A 20,076-nucleotide genomic window follows, 5' to 3' on the forward strand; every position below is an offset into this window, starting at 1 on the left:
GCTGTCCCCTCACATCCGGAAGACGCCGAAACCGTCGGCGCCCTTCACCGGTCCGTTGTGGATCGCCGACAGGCAGAGCCCGAGGACGGTACGGGTGTCCCGGGGGTCGATCACCCCGTCGTCGTAGAGCCGGCCGGAGAGGAACAGCGCCCCGGACTGCGACTCGATCTGCTGCTCGACCATCATCCGCATGGCGGTGTCGGTGTCCTCGTCGTACTCGCGGCCCCGGGCGGCGGCGGCCTGCCGGGCCACGATCGACAGCACGCCGGCGAGCTGCGCCGGTCCCATCACCGCCGACTTCGCGTTCGGCCAGGTGAACAGGAACCTCGGCTCGTACGCCCGGCCGCACATGCCGTAGTTGCCGGCGCCGTAGGAGGCACCCAGGTTGACCGTCAGGTGCGGCACCGTCGAGTTCGACACCGCGTTGATCATCAGGGCGCCGTGCTTGATGATGCCGCGCTGCTCGTACTCGGTGCCGACCATGTAGCCGGTGGTGTTCTGGAGGAAGACCAGCGGGGTGTCGGCCGCGTTGGCGAGCTGGATGAACTGGGCCGCCTTCTGCGCCTCGGCGCTGAACAGCACGCCCCGGGCGTTCGCCAGCACGCCGACCGGCCAGCCGTGCAGCTCACCCCAGCCGGTGACCAACGCGGTGCCGTAGCCGGGCTTGAACTCGTCGAACGCGCTGTCGTCGAGCACCCGGGCCAGCACCTCGCGCGGGTCGAACGGCACCTTCAGGTCGGCGCTGGCGATGCCGAGCAGCTCCTCCGGGTCGTACCGGGGTGGCAGCGGGTGGGGGGTGCGCGGCGGCGGCCCGTGCTTGCGCCAGTTGAGCCGGCGGACGCACTGCCGGGCCAGGCGGATGCCGTCCCGCTCGTCCTCGGCGAGGAAGTCGGCCAGGCCGGACGTGGTGGCGTGCATCGTCGCGCCACCCAGCGACTCGTCGTCGGTGACCTCGCCGGTGGCCATCTTCACCAGCGGCGGCCCGGCCAGGTAGACCTGCGACCGGTCCCGGATCATGATGGTGAAGTCCGACATGCCCGGCACGTACGCGCCGCCGGCGGTCGCATTGCCGAACACCACGCTGACCGTGGGGATCTTCGCCGCGGAGAGCCGGGTCAGGTCGCGGAACACCCGCCCGCCGGGAATGAAGATCTCCGCCTGGGTGGGCAGGTCGGCGCCGGCGGACTCGACCAGGTTCACCATCGGCAGCCGGTTGGCCAGCGCGATCTCGCCCGCCCGCCGCGTCTTCGCCAGCGACCACGGGTTGATCGCGCCGCCGCGTACGGTCGGGTCGTTCGCCACGATCAGGCACTCCACGCCCTCGACCACGCCGATACCGGTCACGGTGCTGGCGCCGACCGGGAAGTCGGTGCCGTACGCGGCCACCGGCGACAGCTCCAGGAACGGGCTGTCCGGGTCGAGCAGCAGCTCGATCCGCTCCCGGGGGAGCAGCTTGCCGCGCCCGTGGTGGCGGGTCACGTACTTCTCGCCGCCACCGGCCCGGGCCTGGTCGAGCGCGGTCTCCAGTTCGGCTAGGCGTTCCCGCAGCGCCTCCCGGTTGGCGGTGAAGGCCGGCGCGGATGTGTCGATCGTGCTCTGCAGGACAGTCACAGGCCCATGCCCTTCGCGATGATCTCATTCATGATCTCGGTGGTGCCGCCGCCGATGCCGAGGATGCGGGCGTCCCGGTAGTGCCGCTCCACCTCGGCGTCGCGCAGGTAGCCGAAGCCGCCGTGCAGTTGCAGCGCGGCGTCGACCACCTGGTCGCAGGCGGCCACCGCCACGTTCTTCGCCATCGCCACCTCGGTCACCACCGGTTGTCCGGCGGCCACCCGCTCGGCCACCTCGTGCACGTACGCCCGGGCCGCCTCGGCGCGGGTGTGCATCTCGGCCAGCCGGTGCCGGACGAGCTGCCGCCCGGCGAGCGGGCGGCCGAACGTGGAGCGGTCCCGGCACCACCGCACGGCCAGGTCGACGCAGCGTTGCGCGGTCGCGTACGCCTGGGTGGCCAGCGAGAGCCGCTCGGTGGCGAACTGCTGCATGATGGCGAGGAAGCCGGTGTCCTCCGGGCCGATCCGGTTCGCCACCGGCACCCGCACGTCGACGAAGGACAGTTCGGCGGTGTCCGAGCAGTGCCAGCCGAGCTTCTCCAGCCGCCGACCCACGGTGAACCCGGGCGAGCCCTTGTCGATCACGAGCAGGTTCAGCGAGCCCGACCCGGGGAAGTCGGTGCAGACCGCGGTGGTCACGAAGTCCGCCCTGATCCCGCTGGTGATGTAGGTCTTCGCGCCGTTCACCACGTAGTGGTCGCCGTCCCGGACCGCGCAGGTGCGGATGCCGGCGACGTCCGAACCGCCGTCCGGCTCGGTGATCGCCAGCGCGCCGATCATGGTCCCGGCCAAAGTGGGCCGCACGTACCTCTCGATCAGATGCTGCGGACCGCCGACGCCCGAGCCGGCTGTGTCGCCGCAGGCGGCGACGATGTGCGGGAGCGCGATGCCGTGGGTGAACAGGGCGGCGATCAGCCCGGACGAACCGCCCGAGCGGATGATCTCCTCGGTGACCACGATCGAGTCGAGCAGGTCGCCGCCGCTGCCGCCGACCGACTCGGGGAAGCCGATGCCCAGCAGCCCGATCTTCGCGGCGGTCTCGTGCAGCGACCGGGGCACCTCGCCGGCCCGCTCCCACCCGGCCAGGTGGGGCAGCACCTCGCGGGTGACGAAGGAGCGGGTCAGCTCGCGCAGCTGGCGGCGTTCGGGGGTGTCCACGATGGTCATGCCGGCACCTCCGCCGGCAGGTCGACCACCCGGGAGCGCAGCAGCTCACCGAGCGCCTTGGCCTGCGGGTCGAACCGGGTGGAGGCGGCCACGCCCTGGCCGAGCAGCCCTCGGATCACGAAGTTGACCGCGCGCAGGTTCGGCAGCTCGTACCGCTCGACGGTCAGCGGCGCGGTCTCCGGCAACAGCTCGGACAGCCGCTCCACGGTGAGCCAGCCGCGCAGCCAGGCCCAGGTCGTGTCCGTGCGGGCCCAGACGCCGAGGTTGGCGTCGCCACCCTTGTCCCCCGACCGCGCCCCCACCAGCTCACCCAGCGGCCCCCGCCGGGTGGCGTGCAAGGAAGGGCCCCTTGTTAACGCCTCGTGTTGTAAAGGGGCCCCCTGCAAACCGCTCGTCACGGTCGGCGGCGGGACCGGCACGCGCTCGCCGGAGGGAAGCACCGCGACGTGCTCCACCGCGTCCTGCGCGATGGTGTCGGCGGTGAACACCCCGTACGGCGTGGCGTCGCCGGGCAGTGTGGTCAGCGTGCAGCCCGGATAGGAGGCCAGCGCCAGTTCCACCGCCGCCGCCGAGAACGCCCGCCCGGCCCGCGACCTGTCGCCGTCGCGCAGGTGGACGTGCAGCAGCGCGCTCGCCGCCTCGGTGTCGCCGACGTCCGGGTGGTCGGTGCGGGCCAGCGTGAACTCCAGCCCCTCGGTGCCGACCGACTCCTCGATCTGGCTGCGGACCAGGGCCGCCTTGGCCGGCACGTCCAGCCCGCACAGGACGAACGTCATCGAGTTGCGGAAACCGCCGAGGTTGTTGACGCCCACCTTCAGCGTGTCCGGCGGCGGTGTGCCGCGCACCCCGGTGACGCGTACCCGGTCCGGGCCCTCCCGGTCCAGCCGCACCGTGTCCAACCGGGTCACCACGTCCGGCCCGAGGTAGTCCGGCCCGCCCACCTCGTAGAGCAGCTGCGCGGTGACCGTCTCGACGGTCACCGCGCCACCGGTGCCCGGGTGCTTGGTGAGCACCGAGGAGCCGTCCGGGTGCAGCTCGGCGATCGGGAAGCCGGGGCGGCGCCCGCCGTCCGGCAGCTCGGTGAAGAAGCTGAAGTTGCCGCCGGTGACCTGCGCCCCGCACTCGATCAGGTGCCCGGCCACGGTCGCCCCGGCCAGCGCGTCGAGGTCGTCGCGGGTCCACCCGAAGCGGGCGATGGCCGGGCCGACCGCCAGCGAGGCGTCGGTGACCCGCCCGGTCACCACCACGTCCGCGCCCGCGTCGAGGCAGGCCGCGATCCCGAACGCGCCGAGGTACGCGTTCGCCGTCAGCGCGTCCGGCCGCTGGATCGCGTCGCCCTCGACGTACCCGACCCGCACCTGGAGGCCGAGCCGGTCGCCGAGCGACCGGATCGCGTCGGCCAGCCCCGCCGGGTTGAGGCCGCCCGCGTTGGTGACCAGCGTGACGCCTCGCTCCAGCGCGGTGCCGAGCACGCCCTCCGCCTGGCGCAGGAACGTCTTGGCGTAGCCGAGCGACGGGTCGCGCATCCGGTCCCGACCGAGGATCAACATGGTCAGCTCGGCCAGGTAGTCACCGGTCAGCACGTCCAGCTCGCCGCCGTCGAGCATCTCGCGCCAGGCGTCGAACCGGTCGCCGTAGAACCCGGACGCGTTCCCGACCCGCAGCACGCTCATGAGGGCTTTCCGCTCGCCGGTTCCCGCTTGTCGCCGGGCGGGCCGGCGAACGCCTGGGCCACGTCCAGCCACTCGTCGGCCACCGGCCCGGTCGCGACCAGGGCCAGGTCGGCGCGGTGCCGGCGCTGGGTGACCAGCAGGCAGAAGTCGAGCGCCGGCCCGGTCACCCGGTCGGCCGCGTCCGCCGGCCCGAAGACCCACGGCTCACCGCCCGCGGGCGGGGTCAGCTCGACCCGCACCGGCGCCGTGGGCACCGCGCGGCCGTGGGCCGCGAAGCCGTGCCCGAGGGTACGGAAGCCGAGATGCGCGACGTGCCGCAGCCGCGCGGTCGGGGTACGTCGGACGTCGAGCGCGTCGGCCACGTCCTCGCCGTGCGCCCACGTCTCCATGAGCCGGGCGGTGGCCATCGAGGCGGGTGACATGCTCGTGCCGTACCAGGGCATCTTCTGCCCGGGCGGGACCGCGGCGAGCGCGTCGGCGAGCGCCGAGCGGCCGGCCCGCCAGCGGGCCAGCAGCGCCGGTGGCGGGGCGAGGAAGGACTCGGCGCCGTCCTCGACCAGACGGGACGGGTCCGGCGCGGAGGTGACCGAGGCGAAGAACGCCGACTCGTCGGTGGCGGCCAGATGAGCCACGTGGTCGGTCCAGGCGAGGTGCGCGACCTGATGGGCGACGGTCCAGCCGGGGGCCGGTGTCGGCCGGTCCCAGCCCGCCGGCGGCAGTTCCGCGACGAGCGCGTCGAGCTGCTCGGACTCGGCGGCCAGATCCGCGAGCAGTGCTGTCAGGTCGACCATGGTGCCTCCGGGCGGGACGGGCCGTCAGGGGATCAGTGCCGCTCGCCCTCCGCGGTGAGCAGCACGGCGAGCTGGCGCTTCCAGGCGTGCAGCAGGGTGGTGCGGCGGGTCGAGTCGTCGCTGAGCAGGTTGGCCACGCCGAGGCCGCGGAGCAGGTCGAGCGTGGTCTGGACCGATTCGCGGACGCCGGGGCGGCGCTCATCCACGCCGAGCAGCTCGACGGTGAGCCGGTGCATCTCGCGGCCGATCCGGGCCTCCAGCGGGACCAGCGCGTCGCGCAGCTCGGCGTCGGTGCGGGCGGCCACCCACAGCTCCAGCGCGGCGACGAAGAGCGGGCCGGTGAAGGCGGCGGCGAGCAGGTCGACCACCCCGTCGAGCCGGCGCGGGCCGGCCGGCAGGGCCTCCGCCTCGGTGCGCAGCTCGACCGCCCGCCGCTCGGTCAGGTGGGCGACGGCGGCGGTGACCAACGCCGCCTTGGTCGGGTAGTGGTGCAGCTGGGCGCCCCGGGAGACGCCCGCGCGGGCCGCCACCACCGTCGTGGTGGTGCCGGACCAGCCGTGCTCCACCAGGCACTCGACGGTCGCCTCCAGCAGTCGGGCCTGGGTGGCGCGGCTGCGGTCCTGCTGAGGGACGCGGGTCGATGCGGCGGGCACGGGGACAGCCTGCCGCCCTCGAAACAAACAGTCAAGCCTGACTTTTTTGAAAGGAAGGGCCCCTTGTTAACGCCTCCGGTAGAGGAAGGGCCCCTTGTTAACGGTCAGCGGCCGTCGCGGGGCCCGAAGACGGCGAGGGCGTCGGCGTCGGAGTGGCGGGAGCGGACGTACTCGTCGGCCCACGCCGCCGCGTCGGGAAAGGTGGACCCGGCGGCGATCCGGGCGCACGCGGCGTCCACGTCGAAGGGCGTCCGGCGCAGCTGCACGCCGGGGCCGAGCAGGGCCCACCAGGCGCCCGCGCCCCCGTACGGCATCCCGACGCTGCCCGGGTTCACCACCAGGCGGCGGTCGACCAGCCGCGCGAACGGCATGTGGGTGTGCCCGCAGACCACGGTGGTGGCCTCGGCGGGGAGGCCGGCGAAGACCTCGGCCCAGCGGTCGAGGCGGGAGTCGACGAGCACCATCTCCTCGTCGTCGCGGGGCGTCGCGTGGCAGAACAGCACCTCACCCAGGCCGGCGACCGGCAGCGTGACGCGCTGCGGCAGCGCGGCCAGCCGGGCCACCTGGTCGTCGCGGAGCTGGGCGGCGGCCCAGTTGGAGACGTCGTACGGGGCTGGACGGCCGGCATGGGCCGCCACCAGGTCACGTTCACCGTTGCCGCCCACCCAGCACGCCCGGTCACCGAGCGCGGCGAGCCGATCCAGCACCTCGACCGGCTGCGGGCCGTCGGCGATGTCGCCGGTGAGCACGATCAGGTCGGCGCTGGCCACGTCCGGCTCGGCCAGGACGGCCTCCAGCGCCGGCAGCACGCCGTGGATGTCGGAGAGGACGGCGACACGTTCACGCATCGCCCCAGCCTGGCCGCCGACCGCCGGGCCGTCCAGGAATTCTGCGCCGGGCAGAGACGGCGCCGGCCCGGACCGCGCGAGGCGGGCCGGGCCGGGAAAGCCGGTGCGGAGGTCAGACGCGCGCGCGGCGGGCCAGGCGCTCCGGGTCGAGGATGATGATGCTCTTGCCGTCCAGGCGCAGCCAACCGCGCGAGGCGAAGTCGGCGAGCGCCTTGTTGACGGTCTCCCGGGAGGCGCCGACGAGCTGGGCGATCTCCTCCTGGGTGAGGTCGTGGGTCACCCGCAGCACGCCGCCGTCCCGGGTGCCGAAACGGCCGGCCATCTGGAGCAGGTTCTTGGCGACCCGGCCCGGCACGTCGGTGAAGATCAGGTCGGCCAGCGAGTCGTTGGTCCGGCGCAGCCGGCGGGCCAGCACGCGCAGCAGCTGCTCGGCGATCTCGGGCCGGTTGTTGAGCCAGGGGCGCAGGGCCTGCTTGCGCAGCCGCACCAGCCGGGTGTCGGTGACCGCCGTGGCCGTCGCCGTACGCGGGCCCGGGTCGAAGAGCGACAGCTCGCCCACCATGTCCGACGGGCCCATCACGGCGATCAGGTTCTGCCGGCCGTCCGCGGCGCGGCGACCCACCTTGATCTTGCCGGACAGAAGGATGTAGAGACTGTCTCCGGGCTCGCCCTCGTTGAAGACGACCTCGCCCTTGCGGACCTCGATCGTCTCCATCTCCTTGGCGAGCGCCTCGGCAGCCTCCGGGTCCACACCCTGGAAGATCCCGCTGCGGGCCAGTACCTCGTCCATCGCGCACCTCCGCCTGCGCGTGCCGTCCGTCGGCCGGGTCCGCCGTCCGCTGATCCCTCGCGCGCCGCCAGTCTAGGCGCACATGAGCAGGAATCAGAGGTGCACCCCTGGAATCTTGATCGTTGGGCGTAACCTGCCCGACCTGGTGAGCGGCTAGGATCCCGCCTCCGGCCCGGGCCGGCGCCACCCGTTCCCACCTGCGATCGTAGGGTGACCGGCGTGCTCTGTGCGCCGATCCTGACCACCCGGTCCGAAACCGGCTGGGACATCCCGCTCCTGGTCTGGCGGTCCGAGGCGCCGCTGCTGGCGGTCGGCTCCGCCCCGCTGGGCGGGGGGATCGGCGTCCGCCGGTGGGTGGTGAACGCGACCGTGCCGATGTCGTACGACCGGGACGACCCCGCCGCCCACCTGGCCGAGATGGCCCGCGACCTCGACCTGGACGGGCCCGGCGTCGGGCTGCTCACCGGGGTGGACGTGACCGAGGTGGTGCACCGCGCGGACAGCGGCGTCCGGGTCTGGGCCACCGTCGGCCTGGGCACCCCGGTGTGGGCCGCCGCGCCCGCGCCCGCGCCGCCCGCCCAACGCGTCGGCACGGTCAACATCGTCGTGCACGTGCCGGCCCGGCTCGGCGAGGCCGCCCTGGTCAACGCGGTGGCCACGGCCACCGAGGCGAAGGCGCAGGCGATCTGGGAGCTGGGCCTGCCGGCCACCGGCACCCCCACCGACGCGGTCACCGTGCTCTGCCCCGCCGACGGCGACCCGGCCCCGTACGGCGGGCCCCGCTCGACCTGGGGCGGCCCGCTGGCCCGGGCCGTGCACGCCGCCGTCCGGGCGGGCGGCGCCGGCACCGTGGTGCCCTGGTCCGACCGGCGGGGGGTCTGACGTGCCACGACGGGTAATCCGACCGATCGGCCCTCGTCGGAGCGATCCCGGGACGGTAGCGTCGCCGACGATGTACGCTTCCGCCCGCTCTGCGCCCTGGTCCCGCCGCGCCGCCGCTCCCGGCCCGCGTCCCGCCGTCCCCGGTCGACGCCTCGCCGGGCTCGCCGCGCTCCTCGCCGTCCTCCTGGTCGCCGGCTGCTCGACCTCCGGCGGGGACGACCCGCGGTGGCAGACCGGGCAGGGCGGGGGGACCCCCGGCTCGGCCGCCCCCGCGACGGCCGAGCAGCCCGCCGCGGACGGTGCGGCCGACCGGGCGATCTCGCTGACCGCCACCGGCGACGTGATCATGGGTAACGCGCCGAACCGGCTGCCCCCCAACGGCGGCAAGGGCTTCTTCGACGACGTGAAGTCGGCGCTCAAGGGCGACCTGGTGATGGGCAACCTGGAGGAGCCGCTCACCGACGACACGGGTGCCGGCAAGTGCGGCCCGAACCCGAAGAACTGCTACCAGTTCCGGGCGCCCCCCGGCTATGCGGCGCACCTGCGCTCGGCCGGGTTCCAGCTGCTCAACCAGGCCAACAACCACGGCAACGACTACGGGCAGCAGGGCTACGAGAACACCCAGTCGGCGCTGGAGGCGCACGGGCTCAAGCACACCGGGGCGCCGGGCGAGATCACCGTGGTCGACGTCAAGGGCGTCAAGGTGGCCGTGGTGGGCTTCTCGTCGTACCCCTGGTCGAACAGCCTGATCGACATCGACGCCGCCAAGCAGGTGATCGAGTTGGCCAAGGAGCAGGCCCAGCTCGTGGTGGTCCAGGTGCACATGGGCGCCGAGGGCGCCGACCGCACCCGGGTGAAGCCGGGCACCGAGACGTACGTCGGCGAGAACCGCGGCGACCCGATGCGCTTCTCCCGCGCGGTCATCGACGCCGGCGCGGACCTGGTGATCGGGCACGGGCCGCACGTGCTGCGGGGCATGGAGTTCTACAAGGGCCGGCTGATCGCCTACAGCCTGGGCAACTTCGCCGGCGGCGGGAAGTCGCTGAACAGCGCCGGCCGGCTCGGCTGGGGCGGCGTGCTCAAGGTGTCGCTCACCGCCGAGGGCCGCTTCGTCGGCGGCACCTTCACCTCGACCGCGATGAACGGCGTCGGCAAGCCGTCGGTCGACCGGCAGGACCGTGGCCTCGGCCTGGTCCGCGAGGTGACCGCGGCCGACTTCCCGGACACCGGTGCGAAGCTCGACCCGAGCGGCAAGATCAGCGCGCCGGCGGGTGGCTGAGCGCACGCCGCCCGCGTGGACCCGCCGGAGCGTCGGCCCCGCGACGTAGGCTGGCCGGCGTGACCACGCGCTCTCCCGAGACCGACCTCGGTCGTACGCGTCGCGCCCGCCGCATCGGTCGGGTGCTGACCGAGACCCACCCCGACGCGCACTGTGAACTCGACCACTCCAACGCGCTGGAGTTGGCCGTCGCCACGATCCTCTCCGCCCAGTGCACCGACAAGAAGGTCAACGAGGTCACGCCGAAGCTGTTCGCCCGCTACCGCACCGCCGCCGACTATGCCGGGGCGGACCGGGGCGAGCTGGAGGAGCTGATCCGGCCCACCGGGTTCTACCGCAACAAGACCAGCTCCCTGATCAACCTGGGCCGCGCGCTCTGCGAGCGCTACGACGGCGAGGTGCCGGGCAAGCTGGCCGACCTGGTGACGCTGCCCGGCATCGGGCGCAAGACCGCGAACGTGATCCTCGGCAACGCCTTCGACGTCCCCGGCATCACCGTCGACACCCACTTCCAGCGGCTGGTGCAGCGGTGGCAGCTGACCAGCGAGACCGACCCGGTCAAGATCGAGCACGCGATCGGGGCGCTCTACCCGAAGCGCGACTGGACGATGCTGTCGCACCGGATCATCTTCCACGGCCGTCGGGTCTGCCACGCCCGCAAGCCCGCCTGCGGCGCGTGCACGCTGGCGAAGCTCTGCCCGGCCTATGGCACCGGGCCGACCGAGCCGGCGGCCGCGGCCAAGCTGTTGAAGGGCCCCCGCGCGCGGGACCTGGCGGTCGCCGTCGGCCTCGACCCCGACCTGGTGCCGCAGCAGGCGGCCGCGGCGGACGTGCCGTGACGCGCCGGCTCGCCTACCTGCTCGTCCCGCTGCTGCTCGCGGCGGCCGGCTGCACCGCCACGGCCGAGGAGCCGGCCGGCCCGGCGCTGGCCACCCGGGCCGAGCGTCCGTCGCCGTTCGCCGACTGCGCCCCGCTGACCGTCACGCCCGCGTCGGCCGCCCCGGCCCCGGCCGGCGCCGCCGGCGCCGAGCTGCCCGACCTGACCCTCAACTGCTTCACCGGCGGCGCGCCGGTGCGGGTGCGGGACGTCAAGGGCCCGGCGGTGATCAACGTGTGGGCGTCCTGGTGCGCCCCGTGCCGCAAGGAGCTGCCCGCCTTCCAACGGCTCAGCGAGCGGGCCGACGGGCGGTTCCAGGTGATCGGCGTGAACAGCCGGGACAGCCGGGGCGGCGCGCAGTCCATCGGCGAGGACTTCGGCGTCGGTTTCCCGATGCTCGTCGACCAGGGTGACGCATTCCAACGCTCGCTCGAACGCAACGCGTTCCCGCTGACCGTCCTGGTCGACGCCGACGGTCGGATCCGGCACGTCGACGCGACCGGCGCGTTGGACGACGACCGGCTCGCGAAGCTGGTCCGCACCCATCTCGGGGTGACGGTGTGACCCGGAGGCCGCCCGCGTGGTTCGACCCGCTGCTGGGCCGGCTGGGCACCGCCCGGGCGGAGGACTTCACCCGGATCGTCACCCCGGACAGCGGCGGCCGGGAGAGCGCCGTGCTGGTGCTGCTCGGCGAGGAACCCGACGCCGGGCCGGACGTGCTGGTCCTCCAGCGCGCCGCGACGCTGCGCAACCACGCCGGGCAGCCCGCCTTCCCCGGCGGCGCCGCCGACCCGGAGGACGCCGACGCCCGCGCCACCGCGCTGCGCGAGGCGAACGAGGAGGTCGGCCTCGACCCCGGCAGCGTCACCGTGCTGGCCGAGCTGCCCCGGCTCTGGATCCCGGTCAGCGACTTCGTGGTCACCCCGGTGCTCGCCTGGTGGCACGAGCCGCACCCGGTGCACCCGCGCGAGCCGGCCGAGGTCGCGCACGTCGCCCGGCTCCCGGTCGCCGAGCTGGTCGACCCGGACAACCGCATGCGGGTACGCCATCCCAGCGGCTGGATCGGCCCCGCCTTCTCGGTGCGCGGCATGCTGGTCTGGGGCTTCACCGCCGGTGTGATCGACACGTTGTTGCAGATGGGCGGTTGGGCCCGGCCGTGGCCGCGCAGCCGGGTGGTGGAGTTGCCGCCGGTGGGCGCCACCCCCGCCCCGTCGGCCGGCACCGACGCGGCGGACGAGACCCGGGTGCGCTGATCACCCGGGCGCACCCTCAGGTCACGTTCAGCGAGCGCTGAGCCTCCCGTGGGCCCGGTGCCCGTACCCTTGGGGCGTGTCCGCCGTGGATCTCGTCCTGCTCCTGCTCATGCTCGTGTTCGCGATCAGCGGATACCGCCAGGGCTTCGTCATCGGGGCCCTGTCGTTCTCCGGGTTCTTCCTGGGCGCGCTGCTCGGCCTCCAGATCGGCCCGCTGATCGCCCAGCAGTTCGCGGCGAGCGGCACCCGGGTCCTGATCTCCCTGGTGGCGATCTTCGGGCTCGCCGTGCTGGGGCAGGCGCTGGCCGGCTGGCTCGGCTCCAACCTGCGCGCGGCCATCACCGGGCCGGCCGGGAAGAAGATCGACGACGTCGGCGGCGCGTTCATCTCCGTCATCGCGGTCATGCTGGTGGCCTGGCTCGTCGCGGTGCCGCTGGGCTCCTCCTCGGTGCCCTGGCTGGCCGCCTCGGTCAAGAACAGCGCGCTGCTCACCGTCGTCGACCGTGTGCTGCCCGACCAGGCGCAGGAACTGTCCACGGCGCTGCGCGACACGGTCGACACCAACGGCTTCCCCGACGTGTTCAACGGGCTGGACCGCACCACGGCCCGGCAGGTGTCCCCACCCGACCCGGCGCTGGCCAACTCCCAGGTGGTGCAGAACAGCAAGCGGTCCGTGGTCAAGGTGCTCGGCTCCGCGCCGAGCTGCTCGCGCCGGATCGAGGGTTCCGGCTTCGTCTACGCCGACGACCGGGTGATGACCAACGCGCACGTGGTGGCCGGCACCCGTTCGGTGGCGGTGGAGTTGCGCGGCGAGCGGTACGACGGCGAGGTGGTCGTCTACGACCCGAACCGCGACCTGGCCGTGCTCTACGTGCCCGGCCTGCCCGGGCCGTCGCTGCGCTTCGCCGCGGGTGAGGCGGGCAGCGGGGCGGACGCGATCGTGCTCGGCTTCCCGCTCGACGGCCCGTACGACGCCCGCCCGGCCCGGGTCCGCGACGTCGACCGGATCACCGGGCCGGACATCTACTCCGCCGGTGACGTGACCCGGGAGATCTACACCATCCGGGCGCTGGTGCGCAGCGGCAACTCCGGCGGACCGCTGGTCTCGTCGAACGGGCTGGTGCTCGGGGTGATCTTCGCGGCGGCCGCGGACGACCCGAACACCGGTTTCGCGGTGACCGCGGCCGAGGCGCGGTCGGTGGCGTTGGCGGGCGCGGAGCGTACCCGGGGAGTGGGCACCGGCGACTGCACCTGAGCCGGCCGACGGCGGCCGGGCGGCGCGGGGTTCAGCCCCCGGCCGGCGCGCCGGCCGGCGCCACGTCGTCGCCCGACCGGTTCAGCGGCAGTTTCGCGCGCCCCCAGGTCAGCGTGCGGTCGAGCACCGCGCGCGCCATGATCGCCACGCAGGTCCCGCCGTTGAGGAACGAGGCCACCACGTCGCTGGGGTGGTGCATGCCCCGGTACATCCGGGTCAACGCCACCCCCACCGGCACCAGCACCAGCAGCGCCCACCAGGTGACCTTGGCCGGGGTGCTGCGCGCCCGCAGCGCCAGCAGCACCGCGAGGCCGACGTAGAGCGCGGTCGCGGCGGACGTGTGCCCGGACGGGAAGCTGGACGTCGGCGGGGACGCGTCCATGTGCTCGACGGCCGGGCGGTTCCGGTCGATGACCATGGTGGTGAAGAGGAAGATCAACGCCTGGGCGCTCACCGCCGCGCAGAGGAAGAGCGGCTCCCGCCAGCGGTGCAGCACCAACCGCAGCACCAGCGCGGCCAGCACGGTCACCACGACGATCATCTGGGTGCTGGCCAACGTGCTGAAGACCAGCGACACGTCGTTCCAACCCCCCGTCCGGTCGGCCGCCAGCTCGCGGTTGACCGCGTCCTCCACGGTGAACGGCCAGGTGTGCGCGAGGACCCGGGTGACCAGGAGTCCCAACCCCACCATGAGAGCGAACAGCAGCGCCAGCGGCAGCAGGACCCGCCGGGTGACCCGGACCACGACATCGGACATGGGCCGCCATCTACCCAGATCCGCGCCGGACTACGCCCGTGGGTCGTCCGGCCCCGGTTCGGCCAGCTCCGGCTCGATCCCCTCGCGCAGCGGACGCGTGGTCCGCCGGCCGGTCGAGGTCCGCCACGTGGCGAAGGCGGCCGCCGTGGCGGCCACCACGGCCACCCCGAGCACCCAGCCGCCCACCACGTCGCTGGTCCAGTGCACGCCCAACGCGATCCGGCTCAGCCCGGTGACCACCATGACCAGCGCGGCAGCCGTCCACAGCGCGACCCGACCGGTCCGGCTGTCCCGGGCGAACGGCAGGAACACCAGCAGCAACACCCCGGCCGCCAGCGCCGCGTTCAACGCGTGACCGGACGGGAAGGAATAGCCCGCCGCGCGCGCCACCGGATCCAGCAGCTCCGGCCGGTCGCGCCCGACCAGCAGCTTCAGCAACGCGCCGAGCAGCCCACCGACCAGCATGGTGGCGACCACCCACACGGCCAGCCGGGGCGCGCCGCGACGCAGCAGCCACACCACCACCACCGCGGCGGCCACCCGCAACGGCCCCGGCCCCAGCGCGTGGGTCCACACGGTCATCACGTGGACCCAGGCCGGATGGTCCACCGCGTAGCCGTGGAACGTGTCGGTGATCGACGCGTCCAGTCGGAGCAGCGGCGGCCAGGCGCCCAGCACCAGCAGCGCGAGCAGGGCGAACGGCACGAGCACCAGGAAGGCCGCGGTGGCGGCCAGGGTGAGCCGGAGACCCAGCGAGTGGTCGGGGTCGAGGCGGCGGGCCCGCCAGGACCGCTCCCGCATGGACGTCGGACCGGTGGTGTTCATGCGCCGTTCACTACCCAAGGCACGGCCTGATCAGACCGGCCGCGCCGGTCAGCGGCGGCTCTGCCGGAACCGGCGCACCATCAGCGCGGTGCCGGTGACCAGGGCGACGAACAACGCCAGCCCGGTCCACAACCGCTCCGGCGCGGAGTCGTCGGCCTGCCCGGCCGGGCGGGCCGACCACCCGGACTGCTGCGTACGGCCGAGCGGATCGCCGCCCTGCCCCGCGCCCGCCGCCCGGCTGTCCCGGCCCTCGCCGGGCGCCGGCCCGAAGCCCACCACACCCGGGGAGGCGTTGTCGTCGAGCGGGTTGCGCCCCACCGGCGACACGTCGGCGGTGAGCGCGGCCACCGGATCCACCATGCCGAAGCCGAACCGGTCGTCCCGTCCGGTCGGGCCGAGATCCCGGGCGGTGCTGATCAGCCGGTTCACCACGTCCCCGGCCGGCATCCGCGGATAGCGGGCCCGGACCAGGGCAGCCGTCGCGGCGACCAGCGGCGCGGCGAAGCTCGTCCCCTGCACCCGCCAGTAGCCGCCCTGCTGCCGCGCGCCGTAGAGGGCGGTGGCCGGGGCGCTGAGGATGGTCTCGCGGCCGGTGACCGAGCCGGACCAGAGGTTCTCGCTGTTGCGGTCCAGCCCGGTCACCGCCAGCACGCCCGGCTCCCGGGCCGGGTACCAGACCTTGGTGCTGGTCGACGTGGCCAGGTTGCCGGTGCAGGCGACCACCACCACGTCGCGCGCGAACGCGTAGTCGAGCGCCGCGGCCAGGGCCGGGCTGTCGCCGCTGCCGCCGAGCGACAGGTTGATCACGCGGGCGCCGTTGTCCACCGCCCACCGCACGGCCTTCGCGATGACCAGTGCGTCGTCGTACCGGTTCTCCGCGTCCAGCACGCGGACCGGGAGGATCCGGGCGTCCGGCGCCAGCCCCACCACGCCCCGGTCGTCGTCGGCCCGCCCGGCGATCAGCCCGGCCACCGTGGTGCCGTGCCCGACCGGGTCCGGCCCGCCCGCGCCGTCCGGGTCGACCAGGTCGAGGCCGGGCAGCACCTGCCCGGCCAGGTCCGGATGCGCACCGTCCACACCGGAGTCGATCACCGCGACCACCACGCCGCGACCGGTCGAGGTGCGCCAGGCGGTCTTCGCCCGCAACTCCGCCAACTGCCACTGCTCGTCGCGGACCTGGTCGGTGCGGACCGCCGCGTCGGGCGCCCGGGCCGGCAGCGGACGGGCGACGGGGACAGCCGCTGTCGCGTGCGCCGGTGGCGCGAGCGGGCCGCCCGCGACGACCAGCGCCGACACCGCGGCGAGCAGTGCCCGTCCGGTGAGACGCCGGGATGGCACGCCGGGAGCTCCCTGCCGTTCCCTGGTCACATTCCCCAGCCATTCCGTCGCGTCCGACACATGCTGCTCGGAGATTACCGGTTGTCCCGACCGTCACGGGGCAACTCCGCACGCCCGGTCACCCGGGCGGAAGATGGGCCAACTGCACCAGACGTACGCCCTCACGGCGGGTGACCAGACGGGCCCGTCCCGGGGGCAGCGGGCCGGCCTTCACCTGACCGACGAGCGGCCCCTCCTCCGGGCCCCCCGACATCACCAGCCCGGCCGTGGACAGCTCCCGCAGCCGCTGGATGACCGGCTCGTACGACGTCCGGCCGGCGCCACCCGAGCGCCGCGCCAGCACCAGGTGCAGCCCGACGTCCCGGGCGTGCGGGAGGTGCTCCTCCAACGCGCGCAACGGGTTGCTCGGCCCGCCGGCCACCAGGTCGTAGTCGTCCACCAGCACGAACAGCTCCGGCCCCGTCCACCAGGACCGGGCGCGCAGCTCGGCCGGCGTCACCCCGGGACCGGGCTGCCGCCCCTGCAGGTAGCCGGCCGCCGATTCGATCAGCTCGGTGGTGTGCGGCGCGGCCGTGCCGTACCCGATCAGGTGCGGCGTGTCGATCGTGCCCATCAGGCTGCGCCGGTAGTCCACCAGGATCACCCGGGCCTGCTCCGGGGTGAACCGGCGGACGATCGAGGTGGCCAACGCGCGCAGGAACGAGGACTTGCCGCACTCGGCGTCGCCGAACACCACGAAGTTGGGTTCGGTGGCGAAGTCGAGCACCACCGGGGACAGGTCCGCCTCGGCCACCCCCACCGGGAACGCCAGCCCGGTGGTCGAGGTCTGGTCCAGCTCGGCGTACGGCAGCACCGGCGGGAGCAGCCGCACCCGGGGCGCCACCGGACCGGCCCAGGCGCCGGCGACCGCCTTGACCAGGTCGCCGGTCTCGGCGCCCAGGGTGGTGGCCCGCGGTTCGGCGGTGAGGAAGTGCAGCCCGCCGGCGGTGATCCCGCGCCCCGGCCGCTCCTCCGGCACGGTCGCCGCCAGCGCCCGCTTGACCACCGCCGAGTCGGCCGGATCACCGAGGCGCAGCTCCAGCCGGGAGCCGAACAGATCGCGGATCGCCGGCCGGAAGTCCGACCAGCGCAGCGCGGTCGCCACCACGTGCACCCCGTACGCGAGGCCGCGCGTGGCCAGCTCGGTGACCAGCGGCTCCAGGTCCTCGTACTCGCCGCGCAGGGTGTTCCAGCCGTCGACCACCAGGAACACGTCCCCGAACGGGTCGGCGCCGCCCGGCCCGCCCGCGGCCCGTCGCCGACGCCAGGCCGCCATCGACTCCACCCCCGACTCGGTGAAGCGCCGCTCCCGCTCGACGAGCACGTTGACGACCTCGCCGACGGTCCGGCGGACCGCGGTGCCGTCGGTGCGCCCGCTCACCCCGCCGACGTGCGGCAGGTCGCGCAGCGCGCCGAGCGTCCCCCCGCCGAGGTCGAGGCAGTAGACCTGCACCTCGGCCGGCGTGTGGGTGAGGGCGAGCGCGCAGACCAGCGTGCGCAGCAGGCTGGACCGGCCGCTGCGGGTGGTGCCGACCACCCCGACGTGCCCGGCTGCGCCGTCGAGGGCCAGCCAGAAGAGGTCCCGCCGCTGCTCGAACGGCTTGTCCACCACGGCCACCGGCACCTGCAACGCGCCGTGCAGCTCCGGATTGGCCACGGTCAGCCCGCGCACCGGGTCGCTCCCGATCGCGCCGAGCAGCTCGTCGAGCGTCGGCGAGGCGTCCAGCGGGGGGAGCCACACCTGGTGCGCCGGCGGGCCCTGCCCGGCCAGCCGGTCCACCAGCAGGTCGAGCAGGGTCCCGCCGGTCTCCTCCTCGGCCGGAAGGGCCGCCGGCGCGGCCGGCTCGGGCACCGGGACCAGGTGGCTGGAGAAGGCGAGCACGCGAGGGCTCCCGGCGCCGGCCGTACCCGCCGGGCCGGGGCGGCGGCGGACCGTCCCGGAGACGTACGCGGCCTTGAACCGGACCAGCGGGTCGGTGCCGGAGCGCAGGTAGCCGTGGCCCGGGGTGCGGGGCAGCTCGTGCGCGTCCGGCACGCCGAGCACGGTCCGGGACTCCAGCGCGGAGAACGTGCGCAACCCGATCCGGTAGGACAGGTGGGTGTCCAGCCCGCGCAGCCGGCCCTCCTCCAGCCGTTGGCTGGCCAGCAGCAGGTGCACCCCGAGCGACCGGCCGAGCCGCCCGATCTGCACGAACAGGTCGATGAAGTCGGGCTTGGCGGAGAGCAGCTCGGAGAACTCGTCGCAGATCAGCAGCAGCGACGGCAGCGGGGCCAGCGGGGTGCCGGCCGCCCGGGCCCGCTCGTAGTCGCGCACGCTGGCGAAGTTGCCCGCCCGGCGCAGCAGCTCCTGCCGGCGCATCAGCTCCCCGTTGATCGCGTCCACCATCCGGTCGACCAGGGGCAGCGCGTCGGCCAGGTTGGTGATCACGGCGGCGGTGTGCGGCAGCCGCTCGAACGGCGCGAACGTGGCGCCGCCCTTGAAGTCGACGAGCACGAAGTTGAGCTGCTCCGAGCTGTGCGTGGCGGCCAGGCCGAGCACGAGCGTGCGGAGCAGCTCCGACTTGCCCGAGCCGGTGGCGCCGATCAGCAGGCCGTGCGGCCCCATCCCGTCCTGCGCCGACTCCTTCAGGTCGAGGTCGATCGCCCCGCCGTCGGCGCCCACCCCGATCGGTACCCGCAGCCGGTCCCGCGCGGCCCGGGGCGCCCACCCCTGCTCGGCGGTGAAGCCCTCGGGGTCGCCGAGGCCGAGCAGCTCGGGCAGGCCCGGCTCGGCGCCGGGCGGCGCGTCCGGTCCGCGTACGGTGCCGGCCAGCCGCAGCGGCGCGAGTCGCCGGGCCACCGCCTCGGCGTCGGCGGCCGGCAGCGCGTCGGCGGCGCCGACCTCGGCGTGCCCTTCCGCGGAGTGCGAGTGCAGCCGGCCGTCGACCAGGTCGAGCAGCAGCGCGTAGCGGTCGAGCAGCCGTGGGGGCGGGGTGTCCAGGTCGAGCACGGTGACCGCGTCGATGCCGCCGTCGCCGGCCAGGTCGGCGGCGCCGGTCAGGTCGCCGCCGTCGAGCACCACGACCACGTGCGGCCCGTCGGTGGCCGGGCCGTGCGGGCTGAACCGGGACCGGCTGCCGAGCACGTCGGCGAGGAGCCGTTCCAGGTCGGCGGCGGAGCTGGTGACCAGGCGCACCGCGCCCAGGGCGTCGGTACGCGTCGGGTGGTGGGCGTGCGGCAGCCACTTCACCCACTCCCACCGGTCCCGGCGCTCCGGCCCGGCACAGACCGCGACCAGCAGCTCGTCCGGGGCGTGGAAGACCGCGAGCTGGGTGAGCACCGCCCGGGCCAGGGCCTGCGCGGCGGGCGAGCCGGCGCCGCGTACCGGACCCGCCGGACCGCGCACGAAGACCCGGGCGAAGCTGCGCAGCGACAGCGCCACCGGCAGGTCCGGCACCACCGAGTACGCGTCCAGGAAGCGCCGCAGCGCCCCGGCGGTCATCGGCTCCAACTCCTCCAGCGGCCGGGTGACCGGCGGAACCAGTGGCGTGGCCAGCGTCTGCGGCCCGACACCGACCCGGACCACGGCGAAGTCGGGGTCGGCCGGCCGGCGTTCCCAGACCCGGTGGCTGTCCACCGTGGACCAGAGTCGGCCCGGCTCGGGGTGGCGGTAGGAGAGCCCGGCCCGCTGGGCGCCGGCGGTCTCCCGGACCCGGCGGCGCAGCGTGGCCAGGTGGCGCAGGTATTCCCGGCGGGCGGCCATCAGCTCGGACTTCTTCGGGCCGGCGCTGCCCCAGGTGGTCACCAGCATGGCCAGCGAGGAGAGCCCGAACATGCCGCCCACCGCGTACGAGTAGGCCCCGCCGCCCCGGCCGAACATCATCGCCATGGCCACCGTCCCGCCGAGCATCGGCAACACCATCAACGCCTGCTGCCAGCGCCCCCCGGTCGCCACCGGGATCTCCGGCGGCGCCTCGACGGGCAGCTCGCCGACCGGGATCTCCGGGGCCGGGCGGCGCGGCGGCCGCTTGATGACGACAGTGGACAACGATCCTCCCAT

17 protein-coding genes are annotated in these 20,076 nt (G+C 74.5%); 6 read left to right on the forward strand and 11 right to left on the reverse strand.

The annotated features are described in order from the left end of the window. Positions 1-9: 9 nt before the first annotated feature. From CO540_RS21210 to CO540_RS21240, 7 genes are all read right to left on the reverse strand, one after another. Positions 10-1,611, reverse strand: a complete 1,602-nt coding sequence (locus CO540_RS21210) for an acyl-CoA carboxylase subunit beta (RefSeq protein ID WP_099163362.1) — start codon at positions 1,609-1,611, stop codon at positions 10-12. Next, positions 1,608-2,777: an acyl-CoA dehydrogenase family protein gene (locus CO540_RS21215; RefSeq protein ID WP_099163363.1), complete on the reverse strand. Its 1,170-nt coding sequence runs from the start codon at positions 2,775-2,777 to the stop codon at positions 1,608-1,610. Before CO540_RS21215 ends, CO540_RS21210 begins: the two co-directional genes overlap by 4 nt. Then, the gene (locus tag CO540_RS21220; protein WP_099163364.1) at positions 2,774-4,450 is read right to left on the reverse strand and encodes an acyclic terpene utilization AtuA family protein; all 1,677 of its coding nucleotides are present in this window, start codon (positions 4,448-4,450) and stop codon (positions 2,774-2,776) included. The genes CO540_RS21215 and CO540_RS21220 overlap by 4 nt, the downstream gene beginning before the upstream one ends. Continuing rightward, positions 4,447-5,241: a TIGR03084 family metal-binding protein gene (locus CO540_RS21225; RefSeq protein WP_099163365.1), complete on the reverse strand. Its 795-nt coding sequence runs from the start codon at positions 5,239-5,241 to the stop codon at positions 4,447-4,449. Before CO540_RS21225 ends, CO540_RS21220 begins: the two co-directional genes overlap by 4 nt. Positions 5,242-5,273: 32 nt before the next feature. Beyond that, positions 5,274-5,894 (reverse strand): TetR/AcrR family transcriptional regulator, encoded by a 621-nt coding sequence (locus tag CO540_RS21230; protein WP_099163366.1) that lies wholly within the window; start codon positions 5,892-5,894, stop codon positions 5,274-5,276. A 104-nt stretch (positions 5,895-5,998) separates the two neighbouring features. Continuing rightward, a complete protein-coding gene (locus CO540_RS21235) occupies positions 5,999-6,742 on the reverse strand; it encodes a metallophosphoesterase (RefSeq protein ID WP_099163367.1) in 744 nt (247 codons plus the stop codon). Positions 6,743-6,854: 112 nt separating this feature from the next. Beyond that, entirely contained in the window at positions 6,855-7,532 is a 678-nt protein-coding gene (locus CO540_RS21240) for a Crp/Fnr family transcriptional regulator (protein ID WP_007073398.1), read from the reverse strand. 219 nt (positions 7,533-7,751) lie between these two features. Between CO540_RS21240 and CO540_RS21245 the strand changes: the two genes are divergently transcribed. The 6 genes from CO540_RS21245 to CO540_RS21270 all read left to right on the forward strand — a co-directional run bounded on the left by CO540_RS21245 (position 7,752) and on the right by CO540_RS21270 (position 13,078). Beyond that, complete coding sequence (locus CO540_RS21245) at positions 7,752-8,414, forward strand: adenosylcobinamide amidohydrolase (RefSeq protein WP_099164884.1); 663 nt, start codon at positions 7,752-7,754, stop codon at positions 8,412-8,414. Between the two features lie 70 nt (positions 8,415-8,484). Continuing rightward, a complete protein-coding gene (locus tag CO540_RS21250) occupies positions 8,485-9,693 on the forward strand; it encodes a CapA family protein (protein WP_099163368.1) in 1,209 nt (402 codons plus the stop codon). Positions 9,694-9,752: 59 nt separating this feature from the next. Beyond that, the gene (gene nth, locus CO540_RS21255) at positions 9,753-10,532 is read left to right on the forward strand and encodes an endonuclease III (RefSeq protein WP_099163369.1); all 780 of its coding nucleotides are present in this window, start codon (positions 9,753-9,755) and stop codon (positions 10,530-10,532) included. Beyond that, positions 10,529-11,134 carry a TlpA disulfide reductase family protein gene (locus tag CO540_RS21260; RefSeq protein ID WP_099163370.1) on the forward strand — a complete coding sequence of 202 codons (606 nt, stop codon included), beginning with the start codon at positions 10,529-10,531 and terminating at the stop codon, positions 11,132-11,134. Before nth ends, CO540_RS21260 begins: the two co-directional genes overlap by 4 nt. After that, entirely contained in the window at positions 11,131-11,823 is a 693-nt protein-coding gene (locus CO540_RS21265; protein WP_099163371.1) for a CoA pyrophosphatase, read from the forward strand. Before CO540_RS21260 ends, CO540_RS21265 begins: the two co-directional genes overlap by 4 nt. 76 nt (positions 11,824-11,899) lie before the next feature. Continuing rightward, positions 11,900-13,078, forward strand: coding sequence for a MarP family serine protease (locus tag CO540_RS21270; RefSeq protein WP_098748020.1), 1,179 nt, complete (start codon positions 11,900-11,902; stop codon positions 13,076-13,078). A gap of 31 nt (positions 13,079-13,109) precedes the next feature. Here CO540_RS21270 and CO540_RS21275 read toward each other — a convergent pair whose 3' ends face one another. The 4 genes from CO540_RS21275 to eccCa form a co-directional block, all read right to left on the reverse strand. After that, complete coding sequence (locus CO540_RS21275) at positions 13,110-13,835, reverse strand: phosphatase PAP2 family protein (protein WP_091568615.1); 726 nt, start codon at positions 13,833-13,835, stop codon at positions 13,110-13,112. A 30-nt stretch (positions 13,836-13,865) separates the two neighbouring features. Further along, positions 13,866-14,660: a phosphatase PAP2 family protein gene (locus CO540_RS21280; protein ID WP_099163372.1), complete on the reverse strand. Its 795-nt coding sequence runs from the start codon at positions 14,658-14,660 to the stop codon at positions 13,866-13,868. Positions 14,661-14,708: 48 nt separating this feature from the next. Continuing rightward, positions 14,709-16,028 carry a type VII secretion-associated serine protease mycosin gene (mycP, locus tag CO540_RS21285; RefSeq protein ID WP_172967894.1) on the reverse strand — a complete coding sequence of 440 codons (1,320 nt, stop codon included), beginning with the start codon at positions 16,026-16,028 and terminating at the stop codon, positions 14,709-14,711. A gap of 88 nt (positions 16,029-16,116) precedes the next feature. Beyond that, complete coding sequence (gene eccCa, locus CO540_RS21290) at positions 16,117-20,064, reverse strand: type VII secretion protein EccCa (protein WP_099163374.1); 3,948 nt, start codon at positions 20,062-20,064, stop codon at positions 16,117-16,119. Positions 20,065-20,076: the final 12 nt, after the last annotated feature.

Origin of the sequence: Micromonospora sp. WMMA2032, from assembly GCF_002688545.1 — a bacterium.
Taxonomy (GTDB): domain Bacteria; phylum Actinomycetota; class Actinomycetes; order Mycobacteriales; family Micromonosporaceae; genus Micromonospora; species Micromonospora sediminicola.